The organism is Syntrophales bacterium (assembly GCA_030018935.1).
Lineage (GTDB): Bacteria > Desulfobacterota > Syntrophia > Syntrophales > CG2-30-49-12 > CG2-30-49-12.
Map to the genome: position 1 here is coordinate 1 of JASEGZ010000023.1, position 23292 is coordinate 23292.

The 23292-nt window shown below is 50.4% G+C and carries 17 protein-coding genes; 3 read left to right on the plus strand and 14 right to left on the minus strand.

The window, feature by feature from the left end; genetic code table 11:
* Positions 1–398: 398 nt before the first annotated feature.
* From QMD03_05780 to QMD03_05840, 13 genes are all read right to left on the minus strand, one after another.
* Positions 399–1619: an ATP-binding protein gene (locus QMD03_05780; GenBank protein ID MDI6776740.1), complete on the minus strand. Its 1221-nt coding sequence runs from the start codon at positions 1617–1619 to the stop codon at positions 399–401.
* Positions 1620–1737: 118 nt separating this feature from the next.
* Positions 1738–3444, minus strand: a complete 1707-nt coding sequence (locus QMD03_05785) for a hypothetical protein (protein ID MDI6776741.1) — start codon at positions 3442–3444, stop codon at positions 1738–1740.
* A gap of 210 nt (positions 3445–3654) precedes the next feature.
* Positions 3655–5715, minus strand: coding sequence for a transketolase (gene tkt, locus QMD03_05790; protein MDI6776742.1), 2061 nt, complete (start codon positions 5713–5715; stop codon positions 3655–3657).
* Entirely contained in the window at positions 5712–6719 is a 1008-nt protein-coding gene (gene glk, locus QMD03_05795; protein ID MDI6776743.1) for a glucokinase, read from the minus strand. The genes tkt and glk overlap by 4 nt, the downstream gene beginning before the upstream one ends.
* Positions 6719–7054 (minus strand): divalent-cation tolerance protein CutA, encoded by a 336-nt coding sequence (gene cutA / locus QMD03_05800; protein MDI6776744.1) that lies wholly within the window; start codon positions 7052–7054, stop codon positions 6719–6721. The genes glk and cutA overlap by 1 nt, the downstream gene beginning before the upstream one ends.
* A gap of 24 nt (positions 7055–7078) precedes the next feature.
* On the minus strand, positions 7079–7459 hold the full coding sequence (locus QMD03_05805; GenBank protein MDI6776745.1) for a phosphomannose isomerase type II C-terminal cupin domain: 381 nt from the start codon (positions 7457–7459) through the stop codon (positions 7079–7081).
* A 152-nt stretch (positions 7460–7611) separates the two neighbouring features.
* Complete coding sequence (locus QMD03_05810; protein ID MDI6776746.1) at positions 7612–10248, minus strand: AAA family ATPase; 2637 nt, start codon at positions 10246–10248, stop codon at positions 7612–7614.
* Positions 10245–11375 carry a DNA repair exonuclease gene (locus QMD03_05815; GenBank protein ID MDI6776747.1) on the minus strand — a complete coding sequence of 377 codons (1131 nt, stop codon included), beginning with the start codon at positions 11373–11375 and terminating at the stop codon, positions 10245–10247. Before QMD03_05815 ends, QMD03_05810 begins: the two co-directional genes overlap by 4 nt.
* Positions 11376–11903: 528 nt before the next feature.
* The gene (locus QMD03_05820) at positions 11904–12425 is read right to left on the minus strand and encodes a DUF2889 domain-containing protein (GenBank protein MDI6776748.1); all 522 of its coding nucleotides are present in this window, start codon (positions 12423–12425) and stop codon (positions 11904–11906) included.
* Between the two features lie 117 nt (positions 12426–12542).
* The gene (locus tag QMD03_05825; GenBank protein ID MDI6776749.1) at positions 12543–13319 is read right to left on the minus strand and encodes an enoyl-CoA hydratase-related protein; all 777 of its coding nucleotides are present in this window, start codon (positions 13317–13319) and stop codon (positions 12543–12545) included.
* A 69-nt stretch (positions 13320–13388) separates the two neighbouring features.
* Entirely contained in the window at positions 13389–15119 is a 1731-nt protein-coding gene (locus QMD03_05830; protein ID MDI6776750.1) for a methylmalonyl-CoA mutase family protein, read from the minus strand.
* 67 nt (positions 15120–15186) lie between these two features.
* A complete protein-coding gene (locus QMD03_05835) occupies positions 15187–15594 on the minus strand; it encodes a cobalamin B12-binding domain-containing protein (protein MDI6776751.1) in 408 nt (135 codons plus the stop codon).
* Between the two features lie 151 nt (positions 15595–15745).
* Entirely contained in the window at positions 15746–17689 is a 1944-nt protein-coding gene (locus QMD03_05840; GenBank protein ID MDI6776752.1) for a radical SAM protein, read from the minus strand.
* A gap of 554 nt (positions 17690–18243) precedes the next feature.
* On the opposite strand from QMD03_05840, the gene QMD03_05845 reads away from it, so the two are divergent.
* From QMD03_05845 to QMD03_05855, 3 genes are all read left to right on the plus strand, one after another.
* On the plus strand, positions 18244–18918 hold the full coding sequence (locus QMD03_05845) for an adenylate kinase (GenBank protein ID MDI6776753.1): 675 nt from the start codon (positions 18244–18246) through the stop codon (positions 18916–18918).
* Between the two features lie 343 nt (positions 18919–19261).
* Positions 19262–21058, plus strand: a complete 1797-nt coding sequence (gene lepA, locus QMD03_05850) for a translation elongation factor 4 (GenBank protein MDI6776754.1) — start codon at positions 19262–19264, stop codon at positions 21056–21058.
* Between the two features lie 116 nt (positions 21059–21174).
* The gene (locus QMD03_05855) at positions 21175–22035 is read left to right on the plus strand and encodes a phosphoribosylformylglycinamidine synthase subunit PurQ (protein ID MDI6776755.1); all 861 of its coding nucleotides are present in this window, start codon (positions 21175–21177) and stop codon (positions 22033–22035) included.
* A gap of 219 nt (positions 22036–22254) precedes the next feature.
* Here the strand turns inward: QMD03_05855 and QMD03_05860 are convergent, their stop codons facing one another.
* Complete coding sequence (locus QMD03_05860; protein ID MDI6776756.1) at positions 22255–23232, minus strand: M28 family peptidase; 978 nt, start codon at positions 23230–23232, stop codon at positions 22255–22257.
* Positions 23233–23292 lie beyond the last annotated feature (60 nt).

The following is a 23292-nucleotide window of genomic DNA, read 5'->3' on the forward strand; positions in this document are numbered from 1 at the left end:
TTAAGATTGCGTACTAAATCGCCGGAACCAGACCCAATATCTAGATGGAGGAACTCTCTCTCTCTCTCTCTCTCTCTCTCTCTGAAATGATTCAGAATTTGCTTAATAGTTGCATCATAAATTTTCTCAGTGCTCATTATTTTCCTCAAATTATTTTTTCATTTTGCCGCACAACAATTAATATACGTAATACCTTACTATCCGCCTGACGATCATTTCTTTTTGAAGGATGCCAGAAATTTAGACTGATTTATGCGAAAAGTCAAAGAATTTTCTTTATAATGTACCGATAATATGTTTATTATCAGTTATTAAGTAATCAGTATAACATTGATCCTTTGACAGGGAGCTGCTTTGTGAAAGAAATTTTCCCTACCGAGACTAAGACAATAAGCAAACTACGGCAACTGAGAAAGCCATGAATATGCTGGAGCCACTAGTATAGATTGGTCCTCGTTCGACAGCAGTCGGTAACTATCGCCTTCGTTTGTAAGCTGAACTGCCGGTATGTTCAGAGTGCGTTGAAATTTCCTGAGTTCGGTGGACGGTTGCATATCTGATAATTTTGCCTCAATCAAGAGGAAAGGTTCATGCCCATTGGCGATCAAAAAGTCCACTTCCTGCTGTTCTTTGTTTTTTATAAAATGGAGCGAAAACAGACCGTAGCCCATATCATTCCACGCTGTAACCGCCCGCCACAACTCCATGGCAACCATATTTTCAAACCGAGCTGCCGGCTCCCTTATACGGGGAGTATCCCACAGATATACCTTGCGTTCTTTTTGGATTGCCCGGACGATTCTCCACGTCCAGGGAGAAATGCTAAAAATCAGCAAAAATCTCTCAAAGACAGATAACCAGCTTCGAATCGAATTATAAGATACTCGCAAGTCACGAGCAAGGGAGGCGGCTGAAAGAGGACTGCCCACTTTAGACGGCAATAAAAGATAGAGAGTTTCCACATCTCCGACAGATTTGATGCCAGTTAGGTCTCGAACGTCCTCCCGTATCAATTGTTGTGTGTATGTGTTTGACCACCGGCGGTAGGTAGTAATCCGGTTCGCCAAATACGGTTCCGGAAAACCGCTGAGCTCAGACAGCCTCGACCATGTCACTTTCAGTTCCTCCGTGCCCTCCATGCTGATTTGCAAGGGATCGTTGAGAAACTGATCAATCGTTGTGTTTCGCTTCCCCAATTCCGCAACAGTAAAAGGCCATAAATGAAAGAGAAGATAACGCCCTGCCAATGAATCCCCGCCTTTTTGATAAATATCCAGCCTACCGCTTCCTGAGACGAGAAATTTATATCTATCGCGAAATTGGTCGTAGACGCCTTTGAGGTAGTTTTTCCAGTCTTTGTATTTGTGGATTTCATCAAGCACGATCAGGGGAGTTGATGAGTCTTTGCGTTCTACGGCTTCAAAAAAAGTTGGATTTTCGATAAGGCGAGTTCTATGTTCAGGGATATCCCAGTTGAAATAAAGATAATTGGGAAAAGAGCGAGAGAGAATTTGTGCAAGTGTGGTTTTGCCTGCCTGGCGCGGTCCGGCGAGGAAGATCATGCTCTTGTCTCTCGCAAGATCTTGCCAAATTTTGACATAAAGTTCCCTGCTCTCCATAGCGTCAATTATTCCTAATGATGAAAAATAGTCAAGACTATTTTTCAATTAACCCAAAAATAGTCACGATAGTGGAAAGATAGGATGTTTCTCGCCGATGACAATGGCGTGACGGCTTTTAAAGAGCTTCCGCCAAGGTTTTCAGGCTACCGGCTACGTCCCTCCCCAGGTGAAAGCAGATCAGACGCCGGCCTGCGTTGATGAGTGCCTGCCGGTCACCGAGGGTCTGAGCCGCCTTGAGGATACCAAATGTTATGGAGGAATCAGGCTTATCTAATTCATCAGGAATGGGTACATCCTGAGGGTCATCAGCGGTAATTTGGATGAAAAGGCCCCTGCCGTTGTCACCCTTGTGGAGTTGACCGGTGGAGTGCAAAAAACGCGGCCCATAGCCGACGGTTGTCGCCAGGCGGAATTTGTCCCGCAACTGTGTACGGAGGAGAGACAGCGCCTCATCCGTTCCGGCGGTGGGCTGGAGATAGGCCTGGATGGCTACATAGGTGCCAGGTCCGGCCAGACGGAGAAAAGCAGCCAGTGCTGCCGCCGGACTTTCGGCCTGTACGTCACCGTAAACAGCTATTCCATTACCTGATAGGACAGGCGCTTCCACGGGGAGCTGACCTTTTTGCGTATACTCGGCAATCATCTTCTTAGTCAGCGCCTTACTTGCCTTGACATCGGGCTGGTCAAAGGGATTGACACCCAGCAGATGACCGGCTACCGCCGTGGCCATCTCCCAGAGAAAACATTGAGCTCCCAGGTCATACCGGTCAGGGAGATGGATGCGCACCACGGGATGGCCAGCCTTTTCAATGGCCGCGAGCCTCCCGTCACTCCCAACGGCTTCGTCACCATCCAGGTGAAGGAGGATAAAGAGACGGTCGTTACCATAAACATCCTGGTTTCCCAGTGGTTCCCCCACAATGGGCAGAATCCCCTTTCCTTCCTTGCCGGTGCTTTCCGCAAGGAGCTGTTCCAGCCAGTCGCCGAAGCTCGCGATGCCGGGTGAGATAACGAACGTGACCTTATCACGTCCTGCTCTGGTCATTTCCCCCAACACCGCGCCGAGGGATGCCCCGTTTAAGTTGTTTATATTCGGTTTTTCACAGGCAGCCTCGCGCTCAGCCATCACCGCGGCCCGGCAGAGAAGGGTCTCTATGTCCATACCGATCAGCGCCGCCGGGACCAAACCAAAATAGGAAAGGGCTGAATAGCGTCCGCCGATGTCGGGGTCATTGAGGAAGGTTTTCCGAAACCGATGCTCGGTGGCGAGATCGGCCAGCGTGCTCCCCGGATCAGTAATGGCGATAAAGTGCCTTCCCGCCTCTGATGCACCCAGGATCTTTTCCACATGGTTGTAGAAATATTTAAGGAAGGAAAAGGTCTCCACCGTGCCACCGGATTTGGTGGACACAACAAAGAGTGTCTTTGCCGGGTCGAGTCTGCCGGCATGGGTCTGGACGGCCCCGGGATCCGTGCTGTCCAGGATGGCGAGATCGAGGTAGCTGTCACGGACGCCAAAGGTCTTGCGGAAGACCTCGGGGGCAAGACTTGAGCCCCCCATCCCCAATAAGAGAGCCTGGGTGTAGCCGTCGCCACGCACCTCATCCACCAGGTTGTTTATCCGGCTGACGGCCTCTGTCATAACCTGCGGACTTTTCAACCAGCCCAGGCGGTTGGCGATCTCAACGGGGGAATCTTTCCAGACGGTGTAATCCTTTTTCCAGATCCGGGCCATGATTCGGTTGTGATGCAATTCCGCAAGGGCCGCTTTCACCAGGGGCTGATAGGGGCCGAGACTGGCTGATCCCTGTACACCCCTCATTGCCAAATCCTTCCCATTTCTCGAACTTTCACCTGAAAATACCTTTTAAAATCCCCCCTCTTTAAATCCCCCCTCACCCCCCTTTTTCAAAGGGGGGAATCTGATATGTCCCCCTTTGGAAAAGGGGGAGACAGGGGGGAGAGGGCTTTCATCCTTCTTTGTGAACGTTAGTTCATAGACCTTTCATTTCAACCATCCGTATAGGACCAATTACCGGTCACGGGTCATCTCTCTTGCCAACCGGACCACCTCCTCGGCGGTGATGCCGAACTTCTCGTACAGGAGCGGGGAAGGGGCGCTGGCGCCGAAACCTTCCATCCCGATCACCTTGCCGTCCAGCCCAACGTAATGTTCCCAGCCCAGCTTGATACCTGCCTCCACAGCTATCCGGGCCCGCACCTCCGGCGGGAGCACATATTCACGATAGTTCGCAGGTTGCCGATCGAAGAGTTCCCAACTGGGGAGGGAGATGACCCGCACGCAGACCCCTTTGGCGGCAAGTTCCTTGCCCGCCTTGAGGGCAATTTGTAACTCCGAGCCTGTACCGATAAGGATCACCTCCGGCCTCCCGCCGGATGATTCCCAGAGGATGTAACCACCCCGGTGAAGACCATCGGCGGGGGAAAGTTCTGTTCGATTCAGGACAGGGAGATTCTGACGGCTGAAGATCAGGGCGGTGGGACCATTCTGGTTGAGGAGCGCCGCCCGCCAGGCAGCCACCGTTTCGTTGGCGTCAGCAGGCCGAATAACGGTCAGGTTGGGCACGGTTCGCAGATTCATCAGGTGCTCAACGGGTTGATGCGTCGGCCCGTCTTCACCGAGGCCGATGCTGTCGTGCGTAAAGACATAAATGACTCTAAGTCCCATCAAGGAGGCAAGACGTATAGAGGGTCGCATGTAATCGGAAAAGGTTAAAAACGTGGCTGTATAGGGGATGATCCCGCCGTGGATGGCCATTCCCCCCGCGATGGCAGCCATGGCGTGTTCACGGACGCCGAAGTGTACGTTACGCCCGCCGTACCCCCATTCGCCACCCACCTTGCCCTGTATGCCTTCCTCCGGTAAACCAGGTCTTTGAAAATCGCCAAACCCCTTGAGCCATGTAAAGGTAGAGGGGTTAAGATCGGCCGACCCCCCCAACAACTCCGGTATCTTATGAGCGACGGCCTGCATCACGGCTTCAGAGACTTTACGGGTTGCTATATCCTTGGAGCCATCGGGATAGTCAGGAAGGACGGATTCCCATCCCTCCGGGAGATCACCTCTCATGATACGGTTAAATTCGGCGGCGAGATTTGGAAAGGTCACGGCATAGCGTCTGAAGACCTGTTGCCATTCATCCTCCCAGGCCCGGCCGTGTGTCAGGACCTCGCGGAAATGGGCCAGGACATCATCGGGGATGAAGAAGGGGGGTTCAAGGGGCCAGCCGAGATGGCGTTTTGCCGCCTGCAACTCCTCCGTTCCGAGGGGAGAGCCGTGGGCCTCAGAGGTACCCTGCTTGCGGGGTGAACCGTAACCTATAGTTGTGCGAATGCAGATAATTGAAGGACGGGCGGTCTCGGTTTTTGCCTTTTTGATGGCGTTGTCAATGGAGCTAACATTATTCCCATCTTCTACGTGTTCCACATGCCATCCACAGGACTCGAATCTCTTGCCCACATCTTCCGTAAATGAGAGAGATGTTGATCCCGCAAGGGAAACACGGTTATCATCGTAGAGGACAATCGTCTTACCAAGGCCAAGGTGCCCGGCCAGCGCACATGCCTCAAATGCTACACCTTCCATGAGGTCTCCGTCACTGGCCATTACATAGGTGAAATGATCAGCGATCCCGCAGCCGGAACGGTTAAATCGCGCCGCAAGGTGCGCCTCGGCAACAGCCATCCCCACGGCGCTGCTGATACCCTGGCCGAGGGGCCCTGTGGTGATCTCAACACCGGGGGCGCAGTGACGTTCCGGGTGGCCGGGTGTTTTACTCCCCCACTGCCTGAATGACTGCAAGTTCGAGAGAGACAGGTCATAGCCGGTCAGATGAAGGAGGACGTAGAGAAGCGCCGAGGCGTGTCCTGCCGAGAGAACGAAGCGGTCACGATTGACCCAGTGCGGATTAGCGGGATTGTGCTTTAAGTGTCTTACAAAGAGGACATAGGCCATCGTCGCTGCCCCCATGGGCATGCCGGGATGTCCCGAATTTGCCTTTTCCACTGTATCAGCGGAGAGAAAGCGAATGGTGTTGATACATTTTTCATCAAATTGTTCCTGATCGGTCATGGCACCGCTCCTTCCTCATAAGATGAGAGACCATAACACGCCGCCCCTAACAATGCAACCCCGCTGTTGAGGACCACATACACCGGCATACGTGCGACCAGGTCGGACATCCGCCCCTTGTGCCGGAAGGCCTTCATGAACCGTCCCTTGTCCAGGAAGGGCAATATCCGGGGGGGAATACCGCCTGTCAGGTAGACACCGCCCGTAGCCAGTGCCTTGAGGGCCAGGTTTCCCGCCTCCGCCCCCAGGACGGATACAAAAATGTTAAGCGCCTCCACGCAAAGTTTGCACGGTCTTGCCTGATCAAGGGCGGTCGCCACAATGACCGGGACCGGATCATCTGCCCCCGCCAGTTTCTCGGCTAACCATGACGGCTCTTCGGCAAAGCGTCTCTTCTTGAGGAAGCGATAAATGTTGGGCAGCCCCCGCCCCGAACAGACATTTTCATAGCTCACATGCCCGAATTGCTCCTGAAGGTTAAGCAATAATTCGATCTCTAAAGGATCGTTGGGTGCAAAGTCTGCGTGTCCCCCCTCTCCCGGATGCTCTCGGTAACGCGAACCCTCCCAGGTGATAAAAGCCTCTCCGAGGCCGGTGCCCGGGGCAATGACCGCCATGTTTCCCCTCTGTACCGGCTGGCCCTGGTTTATGGTATGCAGCTCCGCAGGCTCAAGAAGGGGGATGGCATGGGCAGTAGCGGTCAGGTCATTCAGCAGGCGGACAGAGGAAATATCCAACGCCACACAGAGCTGCCTTTCGTCAATGACCCATGGCAGGTTGGTGATCCTCGCCGTGCCGCCGACAACTGGCCCCGCCACGCCGAAACAGGCCCTCCCGACAGTCAGGCCGGTCTGAGCCAGAAACTCCCCGATGAGAGTTTCCATGTCCGGATACCGCCTGCTCATGAAAATCGCCTCTGCGAGGGGTGACCGGGGTCCCCTCTCCGGCGAAAAGATACCCAGACGGGTCTTGGTTGCACCAACGTCGCCGGCAAGCAGCATCATCAGGCCTCACCTTCGTTGCGGATCAGTTCCTTACGGAGCCATCCCAGATATTCCCTGCTCCCGTCAACAATGGGGATGGCGATAATCTCCGGTGTCTCGTAGGGGTGGATCGCTTTGACGGCTTTTTCAACTTCCCCGTAAAGGTCTTTTCTGGTCTTCATCAGGCACTGCCACTCCTGGGCCGTTTCTATACTGCCCTTCCACCAGTAGACGCTAAGGATGGGCCCTACAATCTGGACACATCCGGCCAGCCTTTTCTCAACGATGGTTTTTGCAATTTTTTCTGCATCTTCCTTCTTTTCCGTTGTCGTTACGACCTGAATGTAAAGTTCCATAAGCCAGACCCCCGTTGCCCTTCCTTAGACCCTGCCATAATCATCCTCCGACCTCTCGATATCGTCCTCGCCGAAGTAATCCCCTGTTTGGACCTCGATAAAAACCAGGTTCTCTTCGCCAGGATTCCTGATCCTGTGCCACGATCCCACCGGCAGGACGATGGTTTGGCCGGATGTCAATTCGATATCCTGCCCGTTTTCCGTTACTGTCGCACGTCCCTTTACCACATACCAGTGTTCGGAGCGATGAAAGTGGCGCTGATAACTCAGGCGTTGGCCAGGATAAACAGTTATCCTCTTTATCTTGTGGTCGGGCATCTCGGACAAGGTTTGATAAAACCCCCAGGGACGGTGGTGTCTTGGCGGTGTGCGCCAGGCAATCGGAAAAAGCGCAGCTATTCTCATATATTTAATCACACTCCATCAAAGGCAGGTAACTACTCAGGCACAAAGTGGCAGAGGCACACAGGCACAAAGCAGAGCGGAGCAGGGTCGTTTCGTTGTTTTTTTTCTACTTTGTGCCTCTGTGCCTCTGTGCCTACCGGTGTTTCCGCTCATCATCCCATACGGACCACAGCAGCCTTCCCCACATTTCTGTACCGGTCAGGCATACAAGTAAGAATGATTATCTGGGATACTTGCCCTGCTTTGGCGAGAACTGCTCCCATCAATTTAAGCCGTTCCGGATCTGTATAGCCAAGGACATCATCAAGGATGAGAGGAGCCCCTTTTCCCTCCTTGCCGACAATCATGGCACAGGCGAGGCGCGCGATCAGCGAGAGTTGCTCTTTAGCTCCGCCACTCAAGGAATCGAATGAGACCGTTGTCCCGTCCAGAGTCCTGCTGGTGATCAGCAAGTCTTCACTGACCTCCACTGCAAAAGAATCGTCGAACAAAAGACGACCGAGCTGCCCGATCTTCTCTTTGAGGGGAGCCACGTATGCGCGACGTGTCCTGTCACGTTCGTCCTTCATAGTTTCAAAAAGGAGTCTCCCGGCGGACGCCCTCCGGTCCAACGCTTCCTTCTCTCGTCTGAGGTGCTCCAAGCGGCTCTCAGCGGCATGCAGTTTCTCGTGAAGCCCATCCTCGCCCAACACCTTGAGACGCGTTTGTACTTCAATAAGCCCGTTTTGGGCATCTTTGCGCTTTTGTCGGACCGTCTGCAACGACCCCCTCGCCGTTTCCATCAATGTCTTGACTTTTTCAGGCCTTTTTTTATTAAGGGCTTCCTCGGCATCATGAAAGTTTCTTTCCTGGAGATAAACTTCCCTAACAGCTTCATTTAGATTTGCTTTTAGCTCTTCATCTGAGATACGGTTCCTTGCCCGGCGGAGTTCCTCCTCCACCTGCTTGAGATCAGCCGCTTTGAGGTCAAGCTGGATAATAGTTTCACGCCCGCTTTCCCGCAACCTGTCACGAACCTCGCGGGCAGCGTTCAGGATACCACGAGCTGCTTCCCATTCCCGGCTGGCCACGGCGAGAGATTCCTCTGCCCTACGGATTTCCCTCTTTGCAGATTCCAGATCGGGACAGAGCGGCGGGGATAACACACGTTCGCCCGGATAGGCAGGGATAGTTTTTCCCAAACCGGCGACTTTTCTCTCAAGCTGCTCATAGGTAAGGTCACGAAGATTGTCCCGTTCTATTTGTTTTCTGTTTTCGATAAGTCTAAGGGCCTCCTGGCGTTCTTCAAAGGCTCTCCTCGCCTCGTCCGGTCCGCTGACCCCGGCGGCGGTACAGGCCTTTTCAAGTGCTTCTTGCGCTTCTTCCAATCTTTGGGACAAATCGGCGGCGCTGGCGCCAGCGGTGATTTCCAGATCAATGGTCCCGGGAATAGCTAATCGAACCCGGTCCGGCACATAGATAGTTTTTTCTTGGTCCTCTCCGATGGCTTCCTGTTTACCATTGATTTGTATGGTAAGATCGGTGAGAGCACGTAACAAAAGCGAGGGGGAACCGGCTTCCTGTTGGGCACGGGCGATAACGAGAGCACGTTCAGCTTCTTTGATTTTTCTGAGGCATTTTTCGTTTACATGATTACCGGTCAGCGTGTCTTCCGCCAACGCGGCTTCCTCGCGGGCCCGGTCAATACGTTCTTTACGTTCCGTTAACTGTTCCAGGTGGAGTTTGTTGGTGAAGTAGTCAAAATCCACGCGCCGGAGGCTCAGGAGCTTCTCGGCGTCTTTTCGTTGCCTCTCGGCGGAATCTGCGGTTTCTTCCGCCTTCTTCAAATCGTCCTCCGCATTCTGGAGAGCAGGAGTGGATGATTTGATCGCCGTCTCAAGATCCGCGAGTTCCTTCAGTGTCTTGTTGACTCTATCAACGAGTTTTTGTCGCGATTCCTTTTCCACCCGCGCCGCATTTTCCGACTTCCTCTCCAAATCCAATTTCAGTCGGGCGGTCTCCAGGGCGGTTTCCAGTTTCTGGATTTCATCAAGGGAGTTCTGGTACTCAGAAATTTCTCTCTCCATCTCCCTTTCCTGTTTTGCAAACCGTTCGAGGTCATTCTGAAGGATGGCAACCCGCTCTATATCCTGTTCTAAATCGCTTAACTGCTGTCTAAGCGATGATCCCTCATGCAACGCATTTTCCACGGCTCTCCGTGATTCCTGTAATTCCTTCTTTTCGTTGCCCCGTTCGGTATAGTAGTTTGCATATTCCTCCCGGACCAACTCGAAGATACTCTCTCCCCTCGGATCGGTGGACTGGCCGCCGGCAGCTCTATCGAGCGCGGCGGAAAGTGAAGTCTGGTTTGCCAGGTTCGCCTGGCAAAGCGCCTCCCCTTGTTGTATATTGAGGGCAAGCCAGAGATCAAGATCAATTGTTTCCCGTAAGATAGCCTCCACGCGTTCGTGCGCTTCGCGACCGGTGTAGTTCTCTGGTTTTGGCTTCGTGACCCTGAGCGTCGTCTCCGGCTTTTTATGGAACCGTTTGAAGTAAATGAAACTGTAAGGGCCGCTTTCTGCCTGAAGTTCAATTTCAGTGCCAACATCCCGGGAAACGGGTTTGACCGCTTCCACCTCCCGGTGCCTGCTCGAATCGAGATATTTGAAAAGAATCGTGACAGATTCGCTAAGGCTCGTTTTTCCAACTTCATTAGGCCCCTCAACAACGGTCAAACCCACAGGCTCAAAATGGACATCGGCCTCTTCGATGCCTCGGTAGTTGTGCAGCCGTAAACGGAGGATCCTCATGGCGCTTTCCCTGCAAGCCTGACCAGGAGAGTAAGTGCGTCGCGGGCATTGATGGCAGCCGGTCCCGCATCCTGGGCATTTGACCGTAACTGTTCCACCGTACGATGGACAAAACCCGAAAATCCAAAGTCGGCAAAGTCCGCATCTTCCGGGATCACGACCAATTTGTCAGTACGTATCTCCAGGGCACCGAGAAGCTCGCTGATGCTCATAAATAGTTTCTGAAGCTGGTCATAAAGCAAAAGCGAGAGGGTGCCAACTAAGCGTAACTTGACTACGGCACGCTCCTTATCATCAATTTCCTCAAGCCAGCAGCGAAGATTCTCCATGTCCTCCCTGGTGTTCATATCAAGGCGCTTACGCTCGATAAATCGCCATTCGCCTATATTTATCTCCCGTGCAGCTATTTTCTCTCTGTCGAGGTCAACTACGAGTGCAAAGCCGGACTTGACCTCATTGTAATCGGTTTGTTCCGGTGAACCCGTATACCATATACGACCGGTATCACCCACCTGGGTGAGCGAGTGGCGATCCCCGAGGGCCAGATAGTGAATTTTGCCCTGTGCTATCGCTTCCTCTGCCGCTTGCAGGGAAATAACCGCCGGATCATCGGGATCGGGAGAAATGCTGTCCACCATCCCATGGGCGACACAGATACGTACGGTATCAGGAGATGATTCAAGCTGTGCGGTTGCCGCAGCCACGAGATCATGCAGGGGTCGCCGAGAGGTCCACGGAACCCCCACAATCTCCATGCCCTCGCTAACCTTAATGGGAGTTATATCCTCTATCACATGGACATGGGGCGGCTTTCGCTCCCGGAAGGTTGAGGAACGGTATACGGATGCTGCGTTAAGTGGATCATGGTTCCCCGGAAGCAAGTAAACAGGGAAAGGTACATCCTTCAAAGCTTCGAGGGCGCGGGAAACCGTCTTCCGATCAACCAGGTTCGATTCAAAGACATCTCCACAAACCACCATAAACCGGCAACTCTCTTCTTCGGCAATACGTCCAAGTTTACGTATGGCATCGAATCGGGATTGGGCAAATCTTTCCTGAACCCCTTCTGAGAAAAAATGGCGGGTCATCCCTAACTGCCAATCACCGGTATGAAGAAAACGGGTCAAAATATGCTCCTTTTATTATACTGCCAATTATCCGCGCCACAATGAAACAGAGTTCCTTAGTAGTTTAGATTTATATGAAATCATTAATGCTTGTCAACTGGTTTCACAGGGTTTCACCGGACTTGACCCGATGGTATATGATGTGAAGACCAGCGGGATTGCCCAGGGGAGGATCAGGCTGATTTCGTAATCATCAAAGATGAGGGGTTCGCTCTTGCCGGTATATTTACTTCTTTAGTAGCTGTAGTTATCGGATTTGCTTGGTGGGACAGGAGAACTGTTATCAGGGAGACGAGGAGGGAGGCCATTGAGTTTATGGAAAAGGAGGGTATACTTCGTAGGTTGCTGGATGCCTTTAAAGAGCTCTCCCGTGAGGACAATAGATTAGCTGAGGCCTTAAGAAGGTTTAATCTGTTGTGATACTCCTTCTCGAAGGGCTTTCAGCCCATCTTTGCCGATCGTCCATCCAGAGGCCACTATCACCGGCTCTCTCCCCCATCAGCGGCTGCCCATCAATCATCAGGGGACCTAAATCACTAAATCTGCCTGAAGGCCGCATTTAACGTCTTTTGTAAACAGGTGAGCGTTCCCATCCTTATAGGCCCAGCACGTATCTTTGATCAGGGGGTAGACCTCATTGACTCTCTCCCTCATCAGGGGAGCATCTTCAATATATTCTCCCATGGGGAAATTATACGATTTATCTATGAATTGAATTAGAGTCTTGGCCATTTCGAGGGTGTGGTCAACCAGGTGAGGACAGCCGTCTTTACCGCCTACCGCCTCGATCACTGCTTCGGTAAGTCCCATTCCCCTGTTGGTATTGATACCGATAAGATTTTTCATTCTCTGAACGGTCTGCCCGCAAACTTCCACATAGGGAGCCCTTCTGAATTCCCCCTCCGCATGCTTGATCACTCTCTCCGGAAAGGAGATATGAAAGATGGTGGTGATATGATGGACATTATCCATCATGGATACTTCTATTCTCAGTAATCCATTGCCGAGAGGATCAACTTTTATATTTTTATTCCTTTCAAAAAAAGCCAAATCAACATTCCTCCCTCTTTTAGAATATTACAGCTCAAAGGGCGGGTTTAAAACCCGCCCCTGCTTTGTCTGTTCTGGATTCTGATTAAGCCCCTCCCCGTCAGGAAAGAGGGTCTGTTACCTGCCGGTAAATTTTGGTTTGCGTTTTTCCAGCATAGCCCTGACGCCCTCCCGGGCATCTTCACTGTTATTCGCCTCATCGGCTAAGGTTTTCAGCTCAGGTTCGATCCGGGGGTCAATCCCCCGTTGTTCTGTAAGCTTTTGGAGCATTATTTTCGTTGCCCTCACAGCCAGGGGGGCGTTCTCCTCGGCCAGTTCTTTTGCCAGGGAATAAGTGGCGTCCAGCAGTTGCCCGGAAGGCGCTACCCGGTTAACAAGACCCATTTCCATTGCCCGTTTTGCGTCTATGGGCCTTCCTCGTAAGAGCAACTCTTTTGCCGCTGCGATACCCAATAAGTTGGTAAGGCGATGGATCGCTGTATAGTAATAAGTCCTGCCAAGCTTAACGAGGGGGACCCCGAACTTGGCCGTTTCCGAAGCAATCCTGAAATCGGAGATGACTGCGATGTCGAGTCCTGCACCGAGGGCGGGCCCGGAGATCATGGTAATAATGGGACGAAAACAACTGATCAGGTTGGCAAGACAGTACTCCATCCCTTTTATGGTTTCTTTAAAAGATTCACCCCCCCCGGAGAGGTCTACGCCGGAGCAAAAGATATCATCTCCCGCTCCCCGGATAACGATTACACGAGTATCATCGTTCTTCTGCAGATCAGCAAGGATGTCCCCCATCCTAACAAGCGCCGCTCCATTTAAGGCGTTTTTCTTTTCCGGACGATTGATCGAGATAGTGGTAATATAATTGTTATCTTCCCTTAAAATTTCCTCTCCCATAACTGCTCCTTCCTTCTCCCCGGTTCCTTCCGACCCATCTCAGCGGCCACGATGGAGCGTGGCCCTCCACTAAATAAATGTATCCTGCTGCCACTCGCCAAAGACACCCCTTAAAACATCGCACTGTTCTTGAAGACTGGCGTACTCCTTGGCAAGCTGAATGAAGAGGGGCATCAAGTTCTCATCTTCCTTTTTGGCGGCCTTTTCCAGCTCTAAGAGAAGTCTTTTAACTTCCCGATTGTTTCTTGTCCGCTTTACCTCGGCCAGATTGACCTTCTGTTTTTCCTCCGCATCATACCTCTTCTGTTCAGAATATGGATGCTCAACGAGCCTATTGACGGTTACATCAAGTTCATACTCCTCTGTGAAACAGTTGACCCCTACGAGAAGTATCTCTCCCCTCTCGATCCTGGCCTGACGTTCAGCAGCGCTCCTGGCGATTTCCCTCTGCATATACCCTGTCTCAATGGCAGTCACGGCGCCGCCCATATCTTCTATCTTCTGCAGACCTTCCCACCCTGCTTTTTCTATCTCATTGGTCAGGGATTCCATAAAATAGGAACCGGCAAAGGGATCCAGCACATCGCACATGCCGGTCTCATACATGAGAATCCTCGCCCCGTCATCGGCCAGTTGTCTCGCCTCTAAAGACCACCCCAATCCCAACGGCTCATCGTAAGGGGGGAAGACCGCCGGCGGACCGCCGGAGAGAAGACCGGCAATACCCCCAATCATTGTCCGGCTCAGATTATTGAGGACACGCTGTTTTGTTGTGCTGCCGCAACCGATATGGGCAAACATGGGGACACGGATTCTCATGCTTTCCTCTTTCTTTGCCCCAAACCTCTCCTTGACAATTTTGGCCCACATCCTCCTGTATGCCCTGTGAAATGCCACTTCCTTATAAATTTCCAAACTGCCCCCGGATCCGTTAAACGTAAACTTGGGGGCAAAGTCGTCTATATCAATTCCTGCATTAACACCTTCCTGTAAATAGGCAATCCCTATGGCCAGAGAAAAGGCCATTTCCTGTTCACGGGTTGCCCCTCCCTCACGGATGTGATAACCACCGATGCTCGTTATATTTATTCCTGGGAGATTCTTCGTAAAGAAAACCACGCTGTCTCTAAACATCCGCATGGATGGTCTCGGAGGGAATATATAGGTGCCGCGGGAGACAAATTCCTTTAAGATGTCATTCTGCGGGGTACCCTTCAATTTCGCCATGGGTATCCCCCTCTTTTCCGCAAGGGCGATGTACATGGCAATCAGAATATTCGCCGCGGCATTCATGGTCATATTTGTGGCAATCTTGTCCATATCCTGGTCTCCGGTAAATGCCTCGAAAATAACCTCAAAATCCCTCAGGGTATCAATGGCCACCCCCACCTTGCCAACCTCTCCCGCGACTGTCTTATTGTCTGAGTCATACCCGCACTGGGTAGGAAGATCCAGGGCAAAGTTTGGCCCGCCCGACCAGCCCAATGCCGCCTGTGCTTTGTAATAATCCCTCGTATCCTCCGGGGTGCCATAGCCGGAATATTGCGAGGCCCTCTTCAATCCGCCTGGTTTTGCACCTTTCCTGACTGCCGGCACGAGATTTACCGGGAAAGATGCCGACGTAAATGGATATTGCCCGGGAAAACCCACGTCCCGGAGGAAGTCAAAACCCTCGATCTCTGAAGGTGTATGAAATTCAGTCGGTTTTTCCATCCTGAACCTTTTGGCGGCAGGCTTCAGTACCTTTTCTTCCCATTCCTCTCTCTTCTTTTTTATCTCCTCTAATTTATCATGATGCATAATAAAGCTACCTCCTTTTCCCCTTGTATTAAAACACTCTCATGGCAAATAATTTCGCTGAAACCACTCAGACTGCTTTGCGTACATTTTTTCTGATAAAATCTGCGATATCTTTCACCATCGCACCGGAAACGAAGATTTCTGTCACCCCCTTCTCCTTCAGGATAGGGATATGTTCTTCAGGTATAATGCCGCCACCGATGACCAGAATATCGCCGGCTTTTTCTTCCTTCAAGAGTTCTACAACCTTGGGGAAAAATGTCAGGTGAGCGCCGGACAGACAGCTAAGACCGACAACATCAACGTCCTCCTGAATAGCCGCCTTTACAATCTGGACAGCCGACTGTCTTCTGCCTGTATAGATAACCTCCATACCCTGATCCCTCAGGCCGAAGGCAAGCACCTTTGCCCCCCGATCGTGTCCATCAAGCCCGGGCTTGGCTATCAGGACCTTAATTTTCCTTTCGTTTTCCATAACAATCACCTCCTTGGCAATAATAAATTTTTGCATGAACGGATTTACACCTAAGTGCCTAAAGTGAACTAAAGTATAAAGTGACTAAAGTTTTTGATTTTTTCTGTAACTTTAGGCATTTTAGCTCACTTCAAACTTCACACTTAAGTGCCTAATCATAGATAGTTTGACATTCAAGGATCTCCACCGGAAGCCCGGTTTTTCGTTCTATATCAAGGTATGTCCTTCCTGTCAAGTCTCTTCCCCAGCCGCTTAAATTAAAAGGTGAAGAGGGGATTACTATTAAATCAGGTTTTGTACCCCTCGATTTTATATACCCTCTTACATAATCTATGTAATCCTGCACTACCAATAAATCACCGAGGCAGATATTTCCTCCCCAGAACCGGTTCGGAGGGACACCAATCTCAATTGTAAGGTCTCTTTCCTGAAATAAGGGCGACTTCCTGATGATCTCTTCCAGTAGAGGTTTGACGAGAGCTGAGGAAAGGAGAAGGATGTTTTTCGCCTCTCTCCTTTTAATAAGTTCCCGCAACGACTCCAGGTAGGAAGTTCGCAGGCCTGTACCCATGAAGACGATACCGAGGTGGGTGTCAATTTCCCTTGAGGAAGGATACGAAAGTCTGTTGAGATCAAGAGGTAGTTCTAACTTAAGGCCATTCCTCGAGACCAGCAGCGGTATAAATCCGATCTCACTTTTCTGCAGAAGAGAGAGGAGGTCCCTGGCCTGTGGACGATTGTGGATTATATTGCCGCCAATCCTCAGCAGGATATCACCTATCCGCAGGCCGCCGTAAAAGGCCGGTGACCCCTTGACTATACCGATAACCCCGGGAATATTCTTCTGTTCATAGTACAGATTCTCTTCATAAAGGGCAGGTCTCACCACGAGGGGGGCTTCATATCTGTGCCTTATCTCCCTGACTCTTTCGGTAATTGTCTCCCACAGAGAATCGTGGTCGAACAGTTTCTTCTCCGAAAAGTACTTAGAATACCCCGGTAGACTGATCTGAACCAGTCTAACATCATGTTCATCGGCATAGGCGATTGTCTCTTCCATATTGCCAAGCATCTCTTCCGGCGACCCATCGGGCCATGGCACAATGACAATGTCATAAACAATACCCGCTCTCTTAAGCAGAGGCAGGGATTTGATGGCAATCTCCGGGGTTCTATCACCCATTAATCTGCGTCTCCGGCCAGCCGAAGAGCTATGCAAGGCAATGTCTAGATGCAATGGATTAAACCCCGAGAGGTAAGCGACCATCTTCTCCGTCAGGGTGGCGCCGTTGGTTGAGATCCTGATTACCCGTTTGCTTCTCTTGCGGATTTCCTCCAGCGCTTCTCTAAAATGGGGATGAATGAAGGCCTCAAAGCACGTTCCCAGAGAGGTAAATAAGTTTCTGCCCCTTTCAGGGGAAAAATATTTAAGGCGGGTGCGTATCTCTCTGAATTCTTCCTCCGCAGACCTAAGAGGACTCACAAGTGCCAGCTCGGGAGGACACCCCTTGTTATAGCAAAAGACGCAATTACAGTTGCATCTGGTTGCTATATACCCTAACATGTCGGCGGGATCGCAGGGAGTATCTTCCACCCATTGAGAGAGGTCTTTGAGCCTGAAACCATCAACCTTCACCACCTTTCCATTGCTTTCCAGGGCGATAAAATCCAGCAGGTTTTTCAGTTGTTTTTGAATGTACTCGATAGTCGGTTCGTAAAGGGCGGCATTTTTTATACACTGGAAGCTGTATTCTGCATCATCTCCTTTATCTGTTACAGATTTATCGTTTTTCCCCACCGACTCCCGTGCAGCTTCACCGGGCGAAGGGCTATCCTGTTTTTCCCTAAAGGGGAGAGTATCATCATGATCTTCATCATATAACCTGTGTATCAGATTCTTGTTATTTATCAGCTTGAACCCGTCAATCTTTACCTCAGAATCTCCGCTACAGGGAATCAACATATCGAGGATACTTCTTAAATGCGCACTTAATAGGTCTAATCGGGAGATACACTTGTCATCGCCACCCGCTGCCTCAGCAGGCATGGGATAGCGAAAGACGTAATCGTTTTCTGAATATCCTGTCCCACTCATTTACAATATTCCTCTTTTCACCTGCTTACCTGCTTGCAAAAAGCCTCCAACTGTGGCATAATTTAAAATTCGAAAGAAGATTATTTTCATTCTGGTTCCTGAGTAACTATACAATATTATCACCGGAGAAAAAGGGAAAGCAATGATTTTTACGGGTTGCCCTGCAAACCGGTAGGGGAGGGGGAAAAGAGCAATGCCGATCTATGAATTTAAATGCAAGAAGTGTAACAATGTATTTGAGGTCTTATTCAGATCCAGCCGGGAAAAATTGGAGGTATCCTGTCCTGTTTGCCAGTCAAAAAAAACGGATAAATTGATGTCAGTCTTCGGGGGAAAGGGGGGAAAAATTAGCAATACATCGTCATCATCGTGTTCTTCCTGTGCCTCTGCCTCCTGCAGCTCTACCTGAGGACATTGACCTTACGCGGCAGGTTGTCGCCTGAATTGTAGAGCAACGGACAAAATTGCTCAAGAGGTGAAGTTTGCCGTTGCCAAAAGAAGGGTAATTGTTTATATAGGGACAGCTCAAGTGCTTTGTGAAAGGAGTTTAAAGGGTGAATATTTTAATTTTCGGACCTAACGGAAGTGGCAAAGGTACGCAGGGAGCGATTGTGCAAAAAAGGTATGGGGCGCCCCATATAGAAACAGGCGTGATCTTCAGAAATAATATCTCCGGAGGAACCGAGCTGGGAAAGAAGGCAAAGACCTATATTGACCGGGGAGAACTGGTTCCCGACAGTATTACCGTTCCCATGCTCTTGGCCCGCCTTAAAGAAGATGACTGCAAAAACGGATGGCTTTTAGACGGCTTTCCAAGGAATCTGGCTCAGGCAGAGGCGCTTTGGAAGGCTCTCGAAGAAGAGAAGATGAAGCTCGACTATGTGATTGAGATTGTCCTTGACAGGGATACCGCCAAGAAAAGGATTATGGGAAGAAGACTGTGTGCCACTGACAATAACCATCCCAACAATATCTATATTGATGCCATCAAGCCGGCCGAGAAGGATGGAAAGATGGTATGCCGGGTTTGTGGTTGTGAAGAGCTTTTGGCCCGCGCTGATGACCAGGATGAGGTTGCCATTGATAAGAGGCATAATATCTATTACGACACAAAAACAGGAACGATGGCGGCGATAAATTACTTCAAGGAAAAGGTAAAGGTAATCGAGGTGGATGGTCTGCCGGGTGTCAGAGAAGTCTCTGAGGATCTCCTCCGGAAATTGGCGTAAATATTTAAGCAGGGGGTAACTATTCAGGCACAAAGGGGCAAAGGCACATAGGCACAAAGTTCAAAGGAATACAAGCAGAATGCAGGACACAACCTGTCCAAATACCGCTTTGTAAATATCTTATAGGAACTTAAGCAACTCATTCTTTTCATCTGAAAATGTCCCTTTGACAGGCGAGACGCCTGTCCTACTGGTTTATAAGATCACCATCCATGGTAGGAGGCTGTCCTGACTGTAATTTTCATCATTCTTTGCGAGCCAATGGCTCATGAATGTTTCATATCTTTTGACTTTGTGCCTTTGGTGCTCTGTGCCTTTGGACCTGAGTAGTTACAATGTTTTTATGGAAAATATACGTAATTTCAGTATCATTGCTCATATTGACCACGGGAAATCAACCCTCGCCGATCGGTTGATCCAGTACACCGGTGTGTGCGATGAACGTACCTTCAAGGATCAAATTCTTGATACGATGGATATCGAGCGTGAACGGGGGATCACGATAAAGAGTCAGGCGATTGCCCTTCCCTATCGGGCCAGGAACGGAAAAGAGTATACCCTCGATCTGATTGATACACCGGGCCATGTGGATTTTTCTTATGAAGTGTCGCGCTCCCTGGCCTCCTGTGAAGGCGTTCTTCTCCTGATAGATGCCGCCCAGGGCGTGCAGGCGCAAACCCTGGCCAACCTCTACTTGGCCATGGAACATAACCTCGAAATCATCCCCGTCATCAATAAGATTGACCTCTCCTCCGCCGATGTGGAGAGGGTAATGGCGCAGATCGAATCGGAGTTGGGATTGGACCCCGACAGTCATTTGAAATGTTCCGCCAAAGAAGGGACGGGAATCGAAGATATCCTGGAGGCTATCGTCGAGAGAATCCCGCCCCCGAAGGGCGATCCGGACGCCCCTCTTTCCGCCCTCATCTTTGATGCCAAGTACGATTCTTTTCGCGGCACGGTGATCCACTGCCGCATCTTTGATGGCGCCGTTAGAACGGGCGATATCATCCGTTTTATGTCCAACAATGCCGTTTACAAAGTTGAGGAGGTGGGGCGTTTCCTGCTTTCCCGCAACAGGCGTGACAAACTTTCCGCAGGTGAGGTTGGATATATAATCGCCGGTGTAAAGACAATCTCGGACGTCCGTACAGGGGACACGATTACCCTTGATAAGCGGCCATGCCTGAGACCTCTTCCCGGATTCAAGGAGATCAAACCCGTCGTCTTTGCCTCCATCTATCCTGTTGCTTCGGATGACTACGAGGACCTTGCCCTTTCCCTCGAAAAGTACAAGCTCAATGACGCCTCCTTCGTTTATGAAAGGGATTCTTCTGTAGCCCTCGGTCAGGGCTTCCGGTGTGGATTTCTCGGTCTTTTGCACCTCGAGGTAGTCCAGGAAAGACTGGAAAGGGAATATGGTCTCTCCCTCATCCTGTCCATCCCCAGTGTCCGTTACCGGTTCACCTTGAAAGATGGCGCTGTGGTGGATGTGGACAACCCGGCCCGCTATCCCGATCCGGCTTCCATCGCGAAGTCGGAAGAACCCTATATCCGCGCCGTCATGATGATGCCGGAAAGATACGTCGGTGCAGTCATGAAGCTCTGCATGGAAAAGCGTGGTGTCAACTCCATCCTGAATTACCCGGGGCCGGGCCGGGCCGAGTTGATCTATGAGATGCCGCTGGCCGAGATGATCTACGACTTCTATGACCGTTTCAAGTCCGTCACCCAGGGTTACGGTTCCTTTGACTATGACATCATTGATTACCGGCAAAGCAACCTCGTGCTGCTCGATATCCTTATAAACGGGGAAAAGGTGGATGCCCTATCCCAGATCGCCCATCGTGACCGTGCCCGCGCCCGCGGTCTGCAGGCCTGTGAAAGGTTAAAGGAGGAAATTCCCCGGCATATGTTTAAAATAGCCATTCAGGGGGCCATTGGCGGGGAAATCGTCTCCCGGACCACCATCTCGCCATTCCGCAAAGATGTAACGGCAAAATGTTATGGCGGTGATATTACACGAAAGAGAAAGCTCCTCGAGAAACAGAAAAAGGGTAAGAAACGGATGAAGATGATTGGAGCAGTCAGCATACCTCAGGGCGCCTTTATTTCCGTCTTGAAGTCCACCTCCGATTAGTTACTAAAGTGAGCTAAAGTGCCTAAAGTGAACTAAAATGAACTAAAATGAATTTTTTAACTTCCAACTTTAGTGCACTTTAGGGCACTTCCAACTTCCAACTTGGGAGAAATGGGATGCTGAAAAAGGTAAAATCAATCGTCATCACAGGGTACGGAACGAACTGTGAGATGGAAATGGCCCATGCCTGTCGTCTGGCCGCCTCCGATGAGGTGGATATTGTCCACATCAGCGCCCTGCTCCACGGGGAGAAGAGCCTTGACGACTATCACTTTCTCAACCTCCCCGGTGGCTTCCTCGACGGAGATGACCTCGGAGCGGCAAAGGCGGGGGCGAACCGGATTCTGCATGCAAAAATCGAGGGGGAAAAAGAAACATTCATGTCGCATGGCGACACAAAGGACAATGAAAAACTCTACAATCAGTTTGCCCGGTTCATTGAGGAGGGAAAACTGATCCTTGGCGTCTGCAACGGTTTTCAGTTACTGGTCAAATTGGGGATGCTCCCCGGTTTTGACGGGGATTACCGGGATCAAACCGTGACCCTGACCTTTAACGATTCGGGTAGGTTCGAAGATCGGTGGGTGTATCTTACGGTCAACCGGAATTCGCCCTGTGTCTTCACACGAAATATGGAAGGTATCTATCTGCCGGTGAGGCACGGCGAGGGAAAATTTATTACAAAAAACGAACAAGTGCGGAAAAGATTACACAGGGATCAGCATGTTGTTGTCCAGTACAGTCATGCGGATTATCAAGGGGCAACGATGGATTACCCTGCCAACCCCAACGGTTCTGTTGACGGGATCGCCAGCATCTGTAATGAAACGGGGAGGATCTTCGGCCTGATGCCTCACCCGGAGGCATATCTTCACTACACCAATCATCCCCGCTGGAGCCGGGAAAAACTCCCCGAGGAGGGGATGGGTCTTGCCATCTTCAAAAATGCGATAGATTTTGTGAGACACCATCTGTAGGGGCGCCTCTTACAGTCACCCTTCCTCGATCCTGTCTTTCTCACTAATTCCATTCCATCCATCGGGACGCCCTCAGTGAACGGCTCCTGGAAAGCGGAAAATACGAGGTGCACGGCATGGACCTGCACTCAAACTCCATTGTCCACCTTTTGGACAGGGAGGGGTTCCATTTTGATGAAGGCGATATCTCCATTCACCGGGAGTGGATTGAATACTATATTAGAAAGTGAGGGCTTTGGTGACGTGCACCAATCCTTTCAGAAGGTCAGACATTTTATCGAAATTCAGTGTATTGATGGTATCACGTTCAGAATGATAATTCGGATTTCGGTAAAAAGCTGTATCTGTGATCATGACGGCAGGATATCCCATTTTCCAGAATGAACGGTGGTCAGAAAAGTCGACACCGGGAACAAAACTAAATGTTGACAGCGATACGACGGGAACGCTGGAACCTTCCAGTAAATAATTCTTAACTCTCTCCACCAGTCTTTTCGACTTCAGATTACCCACAACGCCTATAAAATTAGGGGTTGATGGATACATAAGACCCATCAGAGGAAGGGGAAACATCTGCCCACCTTTTTGGTCGGTATAATATCCCAGCATTTCGAGGGAAAGCATGGCGGTGATATTCTCATTTCTTGCCTTTGCGTCTGCAGCATATATATAGCTTCCCATATATTCCGATCTGAATAAGGGGGGTTCTTCGAGAACGAAAAAAATCAGTTTTAGTGTCTTTTTCGGTGAGTAGTCTTTTAATATCCGGCACATCTCAAGCAGGATAGCAACGGCACTGGCGTTGTCATCGGCGCCGGGCGTATCAAAAACGGTATCGTAGTGGGCACCGATAATAACCGTTTCATCAGGATATTTCTCACCTTTCATTGAAACGATGACATTGCTATATACTTTCCCTCCATAGGTATAGTTTTGAAGCGTGGGAACATACCCAAAACTTTCGAGGCAAGATACGATATAGCGTTTTGTTGCCTCTAATTTAGTGTATTCCAATATGCTTCTCGAACCAATGTGGGTGCTTATGTGTTCCACGTGTGCGTACAACCGGTGGACGTCCTCATTCTTCGCAGAATCCGGTTTGGGAAGGGATATGGAGGTGGTAAGCCTTATTTTCACAAGGCCATAGATAAGAAAAGCAACAAGAATAATGATGACCAGCAGAGTATAACTAATCATCTTTTTCGTCATTGTTGATATTGAAAGATTTTTTCTCTGTTACTGCAACGTGAAAATGTC